13 protein-coding genes are annotated in these 14,447 nt (G+C 59.6%); 4 read left to right on the top strand and 9 right to left on the bottom strand.

Annotated elements, in window-relative coordinates:
- Window positions 1-205: 205 nt before the first annotated feature.
- Together KGB18_RS14950 and KGB18_RS14945 are read right to left on the bottom strand one after the other, a co-directional pair.
- A complete protein-coding gene (locus KGB18_RS14950) occupies window positions 206-703 on the bottom strand; it encodes a hypothetical protein (RefSeq protein WP_223570170.1) in 498 nt (165 codons plus the stop codon).
- A gap of 158 nt (window positions 704-861) precedes the next feature.
- A complete protein-coding gene (locus tag KGB18_RS14945) occupies window positions 862-1,830 on the bottom strand; it encodes a LysR family transcriptional regulator (RefSeq protein ID WP_123719955.1) in 969 nt (322 codons plus the stop codon).
- A gap of 196 nt (window positions 1,831-2,026) precedes the next feature.
- Here KGB18_RS14945 and KGB18_RS14940 point away from each other — a divergent pair, with 196 nt between their 5' ends.
- The 4 genes from KGB18_RS14940 (at window position 2,027) to KGB18_RS14925 (ending at window position 6,931) form a co-directional block, all read left to right on the top strand.
- Entirely contained in the window at window positions 2,027-3,538 is a 1,512-nt protein-coding gene (locus KGB18_RS14940) for an efflux transporter outer membrane subunit (RefSeq protein WP_223570169.1), read from the top strand.
- 139 nt (window positions 3,539-3,677) lie between these two features.
- On the top strand, window positions 3,678-5,882 hold the full coding sequence (locus tag KGB18_RS14935; protein WP_223570168.1) for an FUSC family protein: 2,205 nt from the start codon (window positions 3,678-3,680) through the stop codon (window positions 5,880-5,882).
- Window positions 5,872-6,072, top strand: coding sequence for a DUF1656 domain-containing protein (locus KGB18_RS14930; RefSeq protein WP_007896379.1), 201 nt, complete (start codon window positions 5,872-5,874; stop codon window positions 6,070-6,072). Before KGB18_RS14935 ends, KGB18_RS14930 begins: the two co-directional genes overlap by 11 nt.
- 10 nt (window positions 6,073-6,082) lie before the next feature.
- Window positions 6,083-6,931, top strand: a complete 849-nt coding sequence (locus KGB18_RS14925) for an HlyD family secretion protein (protein ID WP_123719952.1) — start codon at window positions 6,083-6,085, stop codon at window positions 6,929-6,931.
- Between the two features lie 126 nt (window positions 6,932-7,057).
- Here KGB18_RS14925 and KGB18_RS14920 read toward each other — a convergent pair whose 3' ends face one another.
- From KGB18_RS14920 to KGB18_RS14890, 7 genes are all read right to left on the bottom strand, one after another.
- Window positions 7,058-7,456: a DUF4440 domain-containing protein gene (locus KGB18_RS14920; protein ID WP_123719951.1), complete on the bottom strand. Its 399-nt coding sequence runs from the start codon at window positions 7,454-7,456 to the stop codon at window positions 7,058-7,060.
- A gap of 160 nt (window positions 7,457-7,616) precedes the next feature.
- Entirely contained in the window at window positions 7,617-8,441 is an 825-nt protein-coding gene (locus KGB18_RS14915; protein ID WP_123719950.1) for an SDR family oxidoreductase, read from the bottom strand.
- Between the two features lie 30 nt (window positions 8,442-8,471).
- Entirely contained in the window at window positions 8,472-8,936 is a 465-nt protein-coding gene (locus KGB18_RS14910) for a hypothetical protein (protein ID WP_008070465.1), read from the bottom strand.
- Window positions 8,937-9,226: 290 nt separating this feature from the next.
- Window positions 9,227-10,678, bottom strand: coding sequence for a mannose-1-phosphate guanylyltransferase/mannose-6-phosphate isomerase (locus KGB18_RS14905; RefSeq protein WP_123719949.1), 1,452 nt, complete (start codon window positions 10,676-10,678; stop codon window positions 9,227-9,229).
- A gap of 209 nt (window positions 10,679-10,887) precedes the next feature.
- Window positions 10,888-11,541, bottom strand: a complete 654-nt coding sequence (locus tag KGB18_RS14900) for an alginate O-acetyltransferase AlgF (RefSeq protein ID WP_123719948.1) — start codon at window positions 11,539-11,541, stop codon at window positions 10,888-10,890.
- 14 nt (window positions 11,542-11,555) lie between these two features.
- Entirely contained in the window at window positions 11,556-12,731 is a 1,176-nt protein-coding gene (locus tag KGB18_RS14895; RefSeq protein WP_223570167.1) for an alginate O-acetyltransferase, read from the bottom strand.
- Between the two features lie 11 nt (window positions 12,732-12,742).
- Window positions 12,743-14,308 (bottom strand): MBOAT family O-acyltransferase, encoded by a 1,566-nt coding sequence (locus KGB18_RS14890; protein WP_223570166.1) that lies wholly within the window; start codon window positions 14,306-14,308, stop codon window positions 12,743-12,745.
- Between the last annotated feature and the right edge of the window lie 139 nt (window positions 14,309-14,447).

The raw sequence follows: 14,447 nt of genomic DNA, 5'->3' as shown, positions 1-14,447 counted from the left end.
GCCGCAGTATGCCATGTGCTGTGATGGGAATATCAGGTTTCCAAGCCTGGTCACTGATTTGGCAGCGACCCCTAAAGCCTACCCACTTCGCTTCCGAAGCAACAACCGTCAAAACTTGTCGGAAACGCCCTCAAAAATCACCCCGTCTGTAGGAAGAGCCGACGGCTCTCCCTGGACGACATGTGAGTGTTCAACAGGCTGCCGATTACTCGAATAGCTTTTCCAGATGTCGCTGTTCGGGTTTTATATGCTCCAGATTTTCAACATTAATTTCGCCAATCACTTGATGACTTTTTATACCGTCCATGATCGTAAAGTTGAAGGTGGCCTTGAGTGTTCCAACCTTAAAGTTGAAATCGAACGTGATATGCCCGACATCCTTTTTCGGGTAGTAAGGTCGGTGCCATGATCCACCATCGGGGTCGGCCCAGCTTTCGATGAAGGTAGGGGGCTGTAAAACATCGTCCGATTGAAATTCGTATCGTTTGTTTTCAATGTTTGCCGGGAACCTCATGGTGATGTCATTCCATTCGGTTTCACTGATTTGATGCCTGGTGTGTAAAATAACCACCTCTCCATCAGTGACAAAAATAGTAGGTGTTCCATCGTAGTCGGTGAACTTAAAGTTGTTGTGAATTTTGGCGATCAGTTGGCCGGTGGCGGAACTGGAGTTTTTATTTGAACCCGTGTAATAAATATTCATACTCGTATCCCTTCGAATGAAAAATGAAATTGCTCATGGAGTTTCCATTCGAAGAGATACTTCGTCTACTGTCAGATCTGACAGGTTATTTATATTGATTGGCTATCGAAGCGATGATTTTGGCATTCCTTTGCCATAAGCCAATGCTACGCAATGGGTTAATTCGCCAACCGAACCCCACCCAAACTCCCACTCAACTCATACGCCGCCAATTCCGCCTGATGCGCCGCCAATATCTCCGGCAACGACCCGCGCAAGTACTCGACCCACGTCTTGATCTTCGCATCCAGATACTGCCGCGACGGATAAATCGCATACAGATTCAGTTCCTGCGAACGGTAGTTCGGCATCACCCGCACCAGCGTGCCGTTACGCAGCCCTTCAATCGCCGCATACACCGGTAAAACGCCAACTCCCATGCCACTGGTGATTGCAGTCTTCATTGCATCAGCGGAGTTCACCAAAAACGGCGAACTATTAATGGTGACCATTTCCTGGCCGTCGGGGCCGTCGAAGGTCCATTTTTCCAGCGGGATGACCGGGCTCACCAGGCGCAGGCAGGCGTGGTTGAGCAAATCGCTGGGTTTGTGTGCGCAACCGTTGGCTTTTACATAGGCGGGCGATGCGCAAACGATGCTGTAGGTGATGCCCAAACGTTGGGAGACGAAGCCCGAGTCCGGCAGTTCGCTGGCGAGCACGATGGACACGTCGTAGCCCTCGTCGAGCAGATCCGGCACGCGGTTGGCCATGGTCAGGTCGAAGGTCACGTCCGGGTGGGTTTTGCGGTAGCGGGCGATAGCGTCGATCACGAAGTGCTGACCGATGCCGGTCATGGTGTGCACCTTGAGTTGCCCGGCCGGGCGCGCATGGGCGTCGCTGGCCTCGGCTTCGGCTTCTTCGACGTAGGCCAGGATCTGCTCGCAACGCAATAAGTAGCGCTTGCCGGCCTCGGTCAGAGCGATGCGGCGGGTGGTGCGGTTGAGCAGACGGGTTTGCAGGTGGGCTTCCAGGTTGGAGACCGCGCGCGAGACGTTGGCCGTGGTGGTGTCGAGTTGCACGGCGGCGGCGGTGAAGCTGCCGGCCTCGGCCACGTAACTGAAGGCGCGCATGTTTTGCAAAGTGTCCATGGGGTGCTCTCTTGGCGAATGGCAAATTGTGACACGAAGTTGCTGATTCTTTACAGGCGACTAAAGACGCGACCAAGGGATTATCGCGTTAACGGTAACAAAGATTCACAAGAATTCCGGCTTATCACCAACAAGGCCCACCTCTAGAATTGCGCCGCTCCTACAGGATCTCCCCCTATTTCAGGAATTTTCAGCAGTGCCGCGTCGCATCAACAGAGCGCTCAAGACGCTCAGTGTTTTGGCTTTAACCCTGGCAATCAGTGGCTGCATAGGCACAGAAGGTATTGCCCCGCAAGGCAAGGCACTGGAGGCCAATTCATTGGCCACCGACGACGCCATTCAGAGCGCCGCGCAAGACGCTCATTGGCCCACCACTCAATGGTGGCAAGCCTACGACGACCCGCAACTGAACCGCTGGATCGACCTCGCACTGCAGGATAGCCCGAGCATGGCCATGGCCGCGGCGCGAGTGCGTCAGGCGCGGTCCATGGCCGGCATTGCCGAGTCCGCCGAATCATTGCAGATCAATGGCCAATCCACTCTCAAGCGCCACAACTGGCCCACCGATCAGTTCTACGGCCCCGGCGAGTTGGCCAACACCACCACCTGGGACAACAACGCCGCGCTGGGCTTCAGCTATGCACTCGACCTTTGGGGACGCGAAAGCAACGCCACCGAACGCGCCGTGGACATGGCCCACATGAGCGCCGCCGAGGCGCGGCAGGCCCAGCTCGAATTGCAGAACAACATCGTGCGCGCCTACATCGAGCTCTCGTTGCATTACGCACAACGGGACATCGTCGCGGCGACCTTGAAGCAGCAACAGCAAATTCTCGACCTGGCACAGAAACGTCTGGACGGCGGCATCGGCACCCATTTCGAGGTCAGCCAAGCCGAAACACCATTGCCGGAAACCCATCGGCAAATCGATGCGCTGGACGAGGAAATTGCTCTAAGCCGCAACCAACTCGCCGCTCTGGCGGGTAAGGGGCCGGGGGAGGGCGCGCAGTTGCAACGACCAACGCTGTCGTTGGGCGCGGCGCTGAAGTTGCCGTCGTCTTTGCCGGCGCTACTGCTCGGCCAGCGCCCGGACGTGGTCGCCAGTCGCTGGCAAGTGGCGGCGCAGGCGCGGGGCATCGATGTTGCCCACGCCGGCTTCTACCCCAACGTCGATCTGGTCGGCAGCCTCGGCTACATGGCCACCGGCGGCGGGGCGCTGGAGTTTTTGACCGGCAAGAAACTCAACTACAGCGTCGGCCCGGCGATTTCGTTGCCGATCTTCGATGGCGGCCGCTTGCGCTCGGAGCTGGGCGAAGCCTCGGCGGGTTATGACATCGCGGTGGCCAAGTACAACCAGACGCTGGTCAACGCGCTGAAGAACATCTCCGACCAGCTGATTCGCCGCGAGTCGATGGACAAGCAACAAGCCTTCGCCGCCGAGTCGGTGGCCACGGCGCAGAAGACCTACGACATCGCGATGATCGCCTATCAGCGCGGGCTCACCGATTACCTCAATGTGCTCAATGCGCAGACGTTGCTGTTCAAGCAGCAACAGGTGCAACAGCAGGTTCAGGCCGCACGCTTGAGTGCTCATGCCGAGCTGGCGACGGCGCTTGGCGGTGGGCTTGGGGCGGGCAACGACGTGCCGGAAGACAGCCAGACCGATGCACCGAAAACCCCGGCCCTTCTTAACAGCCTCTCAAATTGAACACAAAACCTGTGGGAGCGGGCTTGCCCGCGATGGCGTCATCACATCCGACATTGATGGCGCCTGACACACCGCCATCGCGGGCAAGCCCGCTCCCACAGGTTCTGCGTCTTAACCGAATCTCATTGAGCAAAATTTCATGACTCCCTTGCCCGCACCTTTGCGCTGGCTGTATTCCCTTGAATGGCGCCGGGGGTTCTTCGACTGGGCGCGCAGCGACGGCGTGACCTGGGTGTACATTTTCAAGGTGTTGTTCGCGGCGTTCCTGACCCTGTGGCTGGCCATGCGCCTGGAGTTGCCGCAACCACGCACGGCGATGATCACCGTGTTCATCGTCATGCAACCGCAAAGCGGCCAGGTGTTCGCCAAGAGTTTCTATCGCTTCCTCGGCACCTTGGCCGGCTCGGTGGTGATGGTCGCGCTGATTGCCTTGTTTGCGCAGAACACCGAACTGTTCCTTGGCTCGCTGGCGATCTGGGTTGGCCTCTGCTCGGCCGGCGCGGCGCGCTATCGCAACTTCCGCGCCTACGGATTTGTGCTCGCCGGTTATACGGCGGCGATGGTCGGGCTGCCTGCATTGGCTCACCCCGACGGCGCGTTCATGGCGGCAGTCTGGCGTGTGCTGGAAATCTCCCTGGGGATTCTCTGCTCGACGCTTGTGAGCGCCGCGATCCTGCCGCAAACCGCCAGCGCCGCGATGCGCAATGCCTTGTATCAGCGCTTCGGCGTGTTTGCCTTGTTCGTCACCGATGGCCTGCGCGGTCGCAGCCGGCGCGAGGCGTTTGAAGCGAACAACGTGCGGTTTATCGCCGAGGCGGTGGGCCTGGAAGGGCTGCGCAGCGTCACGGTGTTCGAAGACCCGCACATGCGTCGGCGCAACGGGCGGCTCAGTCGTTTGAACAGCGAATTCATGGGCATTACCACGCGCTTCAATGCGCTGCATCAGTTGCTCGAACGCCTGCGCAGCAGCGGCACCGATCACGTTGTCGCGGCGATCAAACCGGGGTTACAGGATCTGGCTGAAGTGCTCGACGGCTTCAGCGGTCGCGCCTTGACCAGCCCCGACGCTGCACGCCTGGCCACCGCTTTGGCAACCTATAAGGAAAACTTGCCGGCGCGCGTCCGCAGCCTGCGGGCGACCTTTCAGGAGAGTGAGCCGAGCGACGCCGAGCAGCTGGACTTTCACACCGCCTACGAGCTGCTTTATCGCTTCGTCGACGACCTGCACAGTTATGCACAGACCCACGCGTCCCTGGCCGATCACAGCCACGAACGGGAACGCTGGGACGAGCCCTTCACCCCGCAAACCAACTGGCTGGCCTCGGCGGCATCGGGCATTCGTGCAGCGTTCATTCTCGTGGTGCTCGGCAGTTATTGGGTCGCCACCGCGTGGCCGAGTGGGGCGACGATGACCCTGATCGCTGCCGCTACTGTCGGCCTTTCAGCGGCGACACCGAACCCCAAACGCATGGCGTTTCAGATGGCCTGCGGGACGTTGCTCGGGGCGCTGATCGGCTTCGTCGAGATGTTTTTCATCTTCCCCTTGATCGACGGTTTTCCCTTGCTGTGCGTGATGCTCGCGCCGGTGATCGTGGTCGGTGCGTTCCTGACTTCACGGCCGCAATACGCCGGGGTTGGCCTGGGGTTGCTGATCTTCTTCAGCACCGGTTCGGTGCCGGACAACCTCACGGTTTACAACCCTTACGCCTTCATCAACGACTACATCGCGATGATCATGGGCATGCTGGTGTGCGCGGCGGCCGGGGCGATCATTCTGCCGCCCAACAGCCGTTGGTTATGGCGGCGGTTGGAGCAGGATTTGCGCGGGCAAGTGGTGTACGCCATCAGCGGCAAACTCAAGGGCCTGGCGTCGAGTTTCGAAAGTCGCACTCGCGATCTTTTGCACCAGGCCTACGGCCTCGCAGCGGGACAGCCGCAGGTGCAACGGGACTTGCTGCGCTGGATGTTCGTGGTGCTGGAAGTCGGCCACGCGATCATCGAGTTGCGCAAGGAACAGGCGATTCTGCCAGTGCACCCGGCGTACGCCGAATCCCAGCCGTGGCGTCAGTCAATCCGGGTGATGGGGCGTTCGCTGGTGCGACTGTTTCTGCAACCGAGCCAGAGCAATCTGGAGCGTGCTCTGGTCGCGGTCGACCACGCGATCAGCTGTGTGCAGGCCACCGACGAACCCTTCGCACCGCACTTCGATACCTCTGCCTTGCGCCGGGTGAAAAGCTACCTGCACTTCATCCGCACCTCGCTGCTCGACCCGCAATCGCTACTTGGCGGTTACATAAATGCCAACGCCATCGCCAAGCCCCAAGGACTTGAACATGCCTCGTGAAATCGCCTTCCACGGCGTGTACATGCCCACCATGACCCTGATGTTTTTCATTGCGGCGGCGCTGGCCTGGGCGCTGGATAGGTTCCTGTCCGGGTTCGATCTGTACCGCTTCTTCTGGCACCCGGCGCTGCTGCGTCTGAGTCTGTTTACCTGTCTGTTCGGCGCCCTGGCGCTGACTGTTTACCGTTGAGAACACCCCGATGAAAAAGCTTTTCAGCCTGCTCGCGACCCTACTGGTGTTGGCCCTCGCCCTGTGGATCGGCCGAACCCTGTGGGTGCATTACATGAACACACCCTGGACTCGCGATGGCCGGGTGCGCGCCGACATCATCAACGTCGCCGCCGACGTTACCGGTGAAGTGGTGGACGTGCCGGTGCGCGACAACCAGCTAGTGAAGAAGGGCGATTTGCTGATGCGCATCGACCCCGAGCATTACCGCATCGCGGTGAAACAGGCGCAGTCGCTGGTGGCCTCGCGCAAAGCCACGTGGGAGATGCGCAAGGTCAACGCCCATCGCCGCGCCGACCTCGACAACCTGGTGATCTCCAGGGAAAACCGCGACGACGCCACCAACATCGCCGACTCGGCCCTGGCCGATTACCAGCACGCACAGGCGCAACTGGAAGCCGCCGAACTGAACCTCAAACGCACCGAAGTGCGCGCGGCGGTGGACGGCTACGTCACCAACCTCAACGTCCATCGCGGCGACTACGCACGCATCGGCGAAGCGAAAATGGCCGTGGTCGATATGAACTCGTTCTGGGTTTATGGCTTCTTCGAAGAAACCAAACTGCCCCGCGTGCGCGTGGGTGATAAAGCCGATATGCAACTGATGAGCGGCGAAGTGCTCAAGGGCCATGTGGAAAGCATTTCTCGGGGCATCTATGACCGCGACAACCCGGAAAGCCGCGAGCTGATCGCCGACGTGAACCCGACCTTCAACTGGGTGCGCCTGGCGCAGCGGGTGCCGGTGCGGATTCACATTGATGAAGTGCCAGAGGGCGTGCTGTTGGCGGCGGGGATTACGTGTACGGTGGTTGTTAACTAACCGTTAGACCGAGTCGCGCCCATCGCGAGCAGGCTCGCACACATTGATGGGGTTCGGACGCTGATTCGGTGAACGACGAAAATCCCCCGTGGGAGCGAGCCTGCTCGCGATGGACGCAACTCGGTCTCACTCCTTGCAAAACGTCTCATGCAAATGCCGCCAAAGCACCTTGCCATCGGCCTGTTTCTCAAACACCACCGAGGATCGCCGATCAGAATGCAGCCCCGTCGCATCGGTCTGCTGCTCGCGGTAACTCACCACTGCGCCACCGTCATACAGCGCGACACCTCGCAACTCGCTGAGCTCAATCCTGAACCCGAGCTTCTTTCCGCCCGCCAGCAGAAACAATTCATTCAACGCCTCGAAATCCAGCACCCGGCCCAACGGCGAGATCATGGAAAACTGCGGCGAAAAACGCGTCAGCAATTGCTCTAGCTCGGACTCGTCTCGCTCCTCGGCCAACCATTGTTCGATGGCTATGTGGGCCTGGATCACTTCGTCAAAGTATTCGGTGTATTCGGTCATGTTGTTTCCTGAAATTTTGCAGCGTCTGTCCTGAAGTCTTCGCGGGCAAGCCCGCTCCCACAGTGATCTTTGGTGTGAATGCTATCTATGCTACCCAGTAGAACCTTGTGGGAGCGGCGGTGCGACGATTCGACTTGCCCGCGATGATGTCGACTCAGTCTTAGAGTTGCCCCTTCAACCCGAACCGCTTCATCAACCCCGACTCCAACAACCCCTTGGGCAGCAACCCCGCCATCAACGGCAACGCCCGGCTGCCGTTACCCAAACGCACCAGACGCGGCGGTTTATTCTGCTGCACGGCCTTCAATAAACCGGCGGCAAATTCACTGGCTGGCGTCGGTTTGTCCTGAGACGCCTTGGCCCGTGCACGAATACCTTCACGCAGAGGCCACCATGGCGACTGCTCGGTGATCAGTTGCTCAGCTTCGTTGCCGGCATTTTTCGCGAAACTGGACGCGATAGCCCCCGGCTGAACTTCCATGACCCGCACCCCGAACGGTGCCAATTCCATGCGCAACGCATCGCTTAAGGCATGCACCGCAGCTTTCGAGGCGCAGTAAGCACCGGCAAACGGCGTGATCAGAACCCCGGACACGCTGCCGATGTTCACCACCAGGCCCCTGGCGCGACGCAGCACCGGGAACATCGCGCGAGTGACGCCGACGATCGCAAACACGTTGGTTTCGAATTGCCGTTGCATGGCCGGCACACCGCCATCGAGCAGGGGGCCCATGGCGCCATAGCCGGCGTTGTTGATCAGCACATCAAGACCGCCGCGCTGTTGATTGATCCGCTCACTCAGTTGTTCGAGGGCCGGGCCATCGTTCACGTCCAGTTGCACGGCAGTGAACCCGGCGGCGGTTAGAGCGGCTACGTCTTCAGCCTTGCGGGCGCTGGCCCAGACTTCGTAACCGGCACTTTTGAAGGCGTCGGCGAGGGCGCGGCCAATGCCGCTGGAGCAACCGGTAATCAACGCAACGGGCATGGCGCGGTCCTTGTGCAAAAAAAGGGAGGATCAGTCGGAGAAACTACCCTGCAAACGCTCGGCGCGAAACTCCAGGGTTTGCGGGCGATAACCGGGGCGCAGGGGCGGCATTGGCAAGCAGTCTTCCCAATTGCCACCGGCCTGCAATTCGCCTGGGCCGCGATAGCGCGGTGCGGCGTATTGATTGTCAGCCAGATTGACCGTATCGCCCGGTGCATAAGCGGCGATGCGCCAGCGCAGTTCGGTTAGTGGAACGTCGTTGCCGTTGTTCATCGTCAGCTTCAAGGGGCGATCCGCCGGGCAGTGCTCGGGCGCGTAGGTGATACGCAGCTCAAGGCGCGCCAGTTGCTTGACCTCGCGGGTGTCCAGCCAGAACACCCATACCGCCACCAGGCCCAATCCGACAGCGGCGGCCATGGAAACCGGCACGGCCTTGGACGGGTAGCGCAGCAGCAGGATCAGCCAGGTGATGACCAGCAGAACGCCGATGAACATGACGCGAAACCTCGGGAAGGGAAAGAGCATCCTACCTAAGCGTAGGTGGGATTGGCGATGGGCATTCATTCAGCGGTGGCTGGTCAGGCCCCATCGCGAGCAGGCTCGCTCCCACATTGACCGAGTTCGGACGCTGATTAGGCGAACGACGCAAATCCCCTGTGGGAGCGAGTCTGCTCGCGATGAGGCCAGTGGAGGCAAGAAAAGCCCCAAAAAAAGCCCCCGCCCAACCCACTGCGGATAGGGACGCAGCGGGCTGGACGGGGGCTTTTTATTTTTTACCGGTCAAATCACTGCGCGATGGTTTTCACCGACACGCCGCGTTCGATCGGGGTAGAGCGACCGTAGATATCTTCAAACCGCTCGATATCGTCTTCACCCAGGTAGCTGCCCGATTGCACTTCGATGATCTCGAGTGGAATCTTGCCCGGGTTGCGCAGACGGTGAACCGAGGCGATCGGGATGTAGGTCGACTGGTTTTCAGTCAGCAGGAACACGTTTTCGTCGCAGGTCACTTCAGCAGTGCCGCTGACCACGATCCAGTGTTCGGCGCGGTGGTGGTGCATTTGCAGCGACAGGCACGCGCCCGGCTTGACCGAGATGCGCTTGACCTGGAAACGGCCGCCCATGTCGACCGAGTCGTAGGAGCCCCACGGACGATAGACTTCGCAGTGGTTCTGGGTTTCGCTGCGGCCCTGCTCGTTGAGGGTGTTGACCATCTGTTTGACGCCTTGGACCTTGTCCTTGTGGACGATCATCATGGCGTCCTTGGTTTCGACGACCACGATGTTTTCCAGGCCGATCACCGACACCAGCTTGCCGTTGCCGTGGATCATGCAGTTTTTGCTGTCCTGGATGACCACGTCGCCTTTGGTGACGTTACCGTTGGCGTCTTTTTCATTGACTTCCCACAGCGACGACCAGCAACCGACATCGCTCCAGCCTGCGGTCAGCGGCACTACGCAGGCGCGCTGGGTTTTTTCCATCACCGAATAGTCGATGGAATTGTCCGGGCAGCAAGCGAAGGTGGCGGCGTCGATGTCAACGGTGTCGACATCCTGTGCGCTACGTTCCAGCGTCAGTACGCAGGTGTCGTAGATGTCCGGATCGTGTTTTTTCAGCTCTTCGAGGAAGCGGCTGGCACGGAACAGGAACATACCGCTGTTCCAGAAGTAACCACCGGACTGGACGAATTCGGTGGCGCGTTTGACGTCGGGTTTTTCGACGAAGTGCGAGACACGGCTGACGCCTTCCGGCAGCAGGGCATCGTTGGTGGACTTGATGTAGCCGTAACCGGTTTCCGGTTTGGTCGCCGGCACGCCGAACAGCACCATCTCGCCACGCTCGGCCGCCACAGTGGCCAGGGCCAGTGCGCGTTGCAGGGCTTTCTGGTCTTCCAGCACGTGGTCGGCCGGCAGCACCAGCATCAACTCGTCGCGACCTTCATTGACCAGCATCATCGCGGTCAGGGCCACTGCCGGCGCTGTGTTGCGACCGAAGGGCTCCATCAGGATGCGCTGGGTGTCCAGATTGCGGGCACTCAGTTGCTCGTTGACGATGAAGCGGTGTTCCTTGTTACAGACCACGATCGGAGTGTCCATGCCTTCGAACACCAGGCGTTCCAGGGTTTGCTGGAACAGCGTGTGTTCGCCGGTCAGGGCGAGGAATTGCTTGGGGAATTGCTTACGCGAAAGCGGCCAAAGACGTGAGCCGCTACCACCTGACAAGATCACCGGAATCATGTTGTTACTCCTTAAATCGATTTGGTTAGAGCTACTGCGTTCTGTCGTTTCACTCTTGTTCTTGTTCCGTGTCCGAATTGACGCCTCGGTCCTCTGTGGGAGCTGGCTTGCCTGCGATGGCATCACCTCGGTGTATCTTGTTGCACCGAGTTGTCTGCATCGCGGGCAAGCCCGCTCCCACAAGGAAATGGGTCAATCCGGCAAATGTGTTAGCGCGTCGAAACCGGGCGTTTAACCCACACTGGCGACAGGCTGCTGCCTTTGCCGGTGACGTACAGCACTGCGGCTTCGCCTCGTTCCAGGGCAACCGGCTTCACGTCGCCGACTTTGGTGGCGCCGTCGTACAGTGCCAGGCTGACTTTCACCGGGTTGATTTCACGCTCGCCACGGCCCTTGGCCGCCACAGACGGGACCACTTCGGTCTTGCCATCGGCGGTTTTCAGGGTCAGGGCCTTGTCGCTGAGGTTTTGTACGCGTACCAGGGATTTCTGTTTGTTCTTGAACGGCGGCTCTTCGATCAGTTGTGGCGCGCCGCTGGCGTTGTTGACCAGGGTGTAATAGTGGTCGCCGGCCAATTTCACCGGCAGGGTCTGGCTGCCGACCTTGGCGCTGTAATCGCCACCCGGCATGAAGCTGAAGTCGGTGCTGGACAGCGGCGCGACTTCGCTCAGGTTGGTGGTGCCAACAGTGGCGCTGACTTCAGCGTTACCGGCGTTGAAGACCCGCACGAAACTGGAGCCTTTTGGTGCGGTCGGGCCGTAGAGCGCGCCGTCACCGGCGAAGGCTTGCAAGGACAATACGCTCATGCCGGCGACGAGAGCAAAGGTCTTAGCGAGACGGCGAGGAGTAGTAGTGAAAGTCATGGTGTACCTCTCTTTCAGTTTTGCGCCCGGTCGGGCGTCTCGGATTTAGTGTTTGCAGCTACGTTTTGTTGGCGTGCGCCGGCTTGTTTAAGCTCTGCGACCCACTGCGGGTCGGCGTCACCGATTTCGTTGTTCACAGGCAGATATCGTTCAGGGAACTCCCAGATCAGCACTTGTGGCGGGCTGTTCTTGAAGGCGTCGCTTTTCAGGTAGCTGAGCATCGGCAGAATCGGGCCATGGCCGTCTTCGGCGTAGCTGACCACGTCGCTGTGCAGTGCCTCTTTCAGCGCACCGATGAAGTTCCAGTTCGGGTTGGCGCTGTAGCTGGTACCGATCAGGGCCACCGGCACTTCAGTGTTGGCGAACAGGGCGTCGTCACCGGCAGGCTGATCCTGGGCGGCCACGGTGTTGCGCTTTTGCAAAGGCTCTTGCGCCGGCATCAGGTTTTCGAACAGCGGGTCCAGCGGCAGGAACAACCGCAGGTCGCCCTTGTGCGTCACCTTCTCCGCAGGTTCGGTGACGAAGTTTTGCGGTTCGCCGCTCAGCGGTGCCTTGTCGGCAATGGTTTTGGCCAGGGTCTCGGCGGCGATTTGCGCGCCTTCCGGGGTCCAGTGGGTGTCGGTGCGCAGGAACACTTGCTGACCGTCTTGCTTGGCCTTTTGCAGTGGGCCGAGCAGGTCAGGGGCGAGGATCTTGTTGGCCGCCACACGAGCGTGGAAGTCCTTGTACAGATTGGCGTGGATACTCGCCGGCTTCACTTCACCCAGGTGTTCCGGGTACAGACGCGTCTTGGCCGGGACAATCGCCATCACCAGTTGCACGCCTTGCTTTTTCAGGGTCTGGCGCACGCCTTCGACCAGCGCGTAGTTGCCTTGCAGGTTCAACTCTTCGTTGACGATCGGGTGGAACTCTTCATCGCTGTAGAGCCACTGATCGCGACCGAGCACCACGCCCGGACGACCTTCGTTGAACAGTTTGAAATCCAGCGCGGCCCAAAGGTTGGTGCCCAGGCGCTTGATCGGGAACTCGTCGTCGTAGTGCGTCTCGACGGCTTTGCTCCAGCGACCGTTGAGTACGGTCGCATCGGCATTGGTACTGAAGCCGAAGAAGCTGCGTACCGACCACACGCCCAGGACCAGCAAGGTCACCAGGAACAGGGCGATGTAGAAGATGCGTAATGAGCGGGTCATAGTCAGATCCCTCAGAACTGGAAGTAAAGGAACGGCGAAAAGCTTTGCGCCGAGAGTTTGAGAATCGAGGCGATGAACAGCAGTAGAACCAGAGCGCGCATCACGTAACGGGACCAGTCAGCGGTCCAGTAGGCCGGTTGCACAGTCGCTTCAACGCCGACGGTGTAACCCGGTTCGTGGATGCTGGCCGGGTTTTCACCCGGTACGGCTTTGATCATTCCAGGCGTAGCCGCGGCAGGGCCATCGGCCTCGACGTTGACGGCAGGCTTGGTCTTGACCGGCGGCCGGTTGGTGTAGAAATCACGGATACCGAAGAACGCCAGGGTGACGTAGGCCACCACCAGAGTGGCGACTTGCAGACCGGTGAGGCTGGCCTGGTTGAGTTCCGACAGTGACCATTCGCCGAAGCTGAACATCGCGCCATACATGCGACCGGCAACGTGCAGGTTTTCCGAGCGGAAGATCACCCAGCCCATGACAACAAGCAGGAAGGTCAGCGCCCAACGGATCGGGTTGATGCTGCGCGGCGAAGTGTTCAGGCCGAGGGCCTTTTCGATCGCCAGCCACATGCCGTGCCAGGCACCCCAGATGATGTAAGTGATGTTCGCACCGTGCCACAGACCACCGAGCAGCATGGTCAGGAACAGGTTGCGATAGGTCATCAGCGTACCTTTACGGTTACCGCCGAGGGTGATGTACAGATAGTCACGCAACCAGGTCGACAGGCTGATGTGCCAGCGACGCCAGAACTCGGTAATCGACTGGCTGATGTACGGCTGTTTGAAGTTTTCCATGAAGCGGAAACCCATCATCAAGCCCAGACCAATCGCCATGTCGCTGTAGCCGGAGAAGTCGAAGTACAGTTGCGCGGTGTAGGCTAGGGCGCCAAGCCAGGCGTCGCCCGTGGTCGGGTTCTGCAAGGCGAAGCAATGGTCGGCCACCACCGCCAGGGTGTCGGCGATGAAGACCTTCTTGATGAAGCCCTGCATGAACCGCGTGGCACCTTCGGAGAACTTGTCGAGGGTGTGGGTGCGGTTGTTGAACTGGTCGGCCAGGTCACGGAAACGCAACACGGGGCCCGCGATCAGGTGCGGGAAGATCGCCACGAATGCGGCAAAGTCGATCAGGTTGCGGGTCGCCGGGGTATCACCACGGTAGACGTCGATGATGTAGCTGATGGACTCGAAGATGTAGAACGAGATCCCGATCGGCAACAGCACATGGGTCAGAATGAACGGCGAAAGACCGACCGAGGTCATCATCGCGTTGATGCTGTCCACGCCGAAGTTGGCGTACTTGAAGTAGCCGAGGATGCACAGGTCGACGCCCACGCCCAGGAGCAACCAGCGTTGGGCCGGTTTGGTCCGAACGCCTGCCGCACCGACTTTCAGGCCGATCCAGTAGTTCCACAGCGTGACGGCTGCGAACAGCGCAAGGAAGTCCACACGCCACCAGGCGTAGAACACGTAGCTGGCGATCAGCAGCAGCAAGTTGCGATAGCGTATTCCGCTCAAGTAGTACATGCCGAGAAAGATCGGCAAGAACAGAAACAGGAACACGTTGGATGAAAATACCATCCCGATCTCTCCATGTTTAACCAACAGTCAAGGGCCAACGGCCCCCCCAAACCCCCCACCGAAAACCGGAGGGCTAACTCACAAAACTCAAACTCGACACCGACCCTGTGGGAGCGGGCTTGCCCGCGATAGCGGTGGG

This window comes from Pseudomonas sp. BF-R-26 (assembly GCF_019947395.1).
Classification (GTDB): domain Bacteria; phylum Pseudomonadota; class Gammaproteobacteria; order Pseudomonadales; family Pseudomonadaceae; genus Aquipseudomonas; species Aquipseudomonas farris.
The sequence above is the reverse complement of the archived record's forward strand: the minus strand, read 5'-3'. Positions and strand labels throughout refer to the sequence as shown.

What these genes read in the sequence shown, in the direction of transcription:
- KGB18_RS14950 (WP_223570170.1), bottom strand. Translation starts at nt 703, where the DNA reads ATGAATATTTATTACACGGGTTCAAATAAAAACTCCAGTTCCGCCACC.
- KGB18_RS14945 (WP_123719955.1), bottom strand. Translation starts at nt 1,830, where the DNA reads ATGGACACTTTGCAAAACATGCGCGCCTTCAGTTACGTGGCCGAGGCC.
- KGB18_RS14935 (WP_223570168.1), top strand. Translation starts at nt 3,678, where the DNA reads ATGACTCCCTTGCCCGCACCTTTGCGCTGGCTGTATTCCCTTGAATGG.
- KGB18_RS14930 (WP_007896379.1), top strand. Translation starts at nt 5,872, where the DNA reads ATGCCTCGTGAAATCGCCTTCCACGGCGTGTACATGCCCACCATGACC.
- KGB18_RS14925 (WP_123719952.1), top strand. Translation starts at nt 6,083, where the DNA reads ATGAAAAAGCTTTTCAGCCTGCTCGCGACCCTACTGGTGTTGGCCCTC.
- KGB18_RS14920 (WP_123719951.1), bottom strand. Translation starts at nt 7,456, where the DNA reads ATGACCGAATACACCGAATACTTTGACGAAGTGATCCAGGCCCACATA.
- KGB18_RS14915 (WP_123719950.1), bottom strand. Translation starts at nt 8,441, where the DNA reads ATGCCCGTTGCGTTGATTACCGGTTGCTCCAGCGGCATTGGCCGCGCC.
- KGB18_RS14910 (WP_008070465.1), bottom strand. Translation starts at nt 8,936, where the DNA reads ATGTTCATCGGCGTTCTGCTGGTCATCACCTGGCTGATCCTGCTGCTG.
- KGB18_RS14905 (WP_123719949.1), bottom strand. Translation starts at nt 10,678, where the DNA reads ATGATTCCGGTGATCTTGTCAGGTGGTAGCGGCTCACGTCTTTGGCCG.
- KGB18_RS14900 (WP_123719948.1), bottom strand. Translation starts at nt 11,541, where the DNA reads ATGACTTTCACTACTACTCCTCGCCGTCTCGCTAAGACCTTTGCTCTC.
- KGB18_RS14895 (WP_223570167.1), bottom strand. Translation starts at nt 12,731, where the DNA reads ATGACCCGCTCATTACGCATCTTCTACATCGCCCTGTTCCTGGTGACC.
- KGB18_RS14890 (WP_223570166.1), bottom strand. Translation starts at nt 14,308, where the DNA reads ATGGTATTTTCATCCAACGTGTTCCTGTTTCTGTTCTTGCCGATCTTT.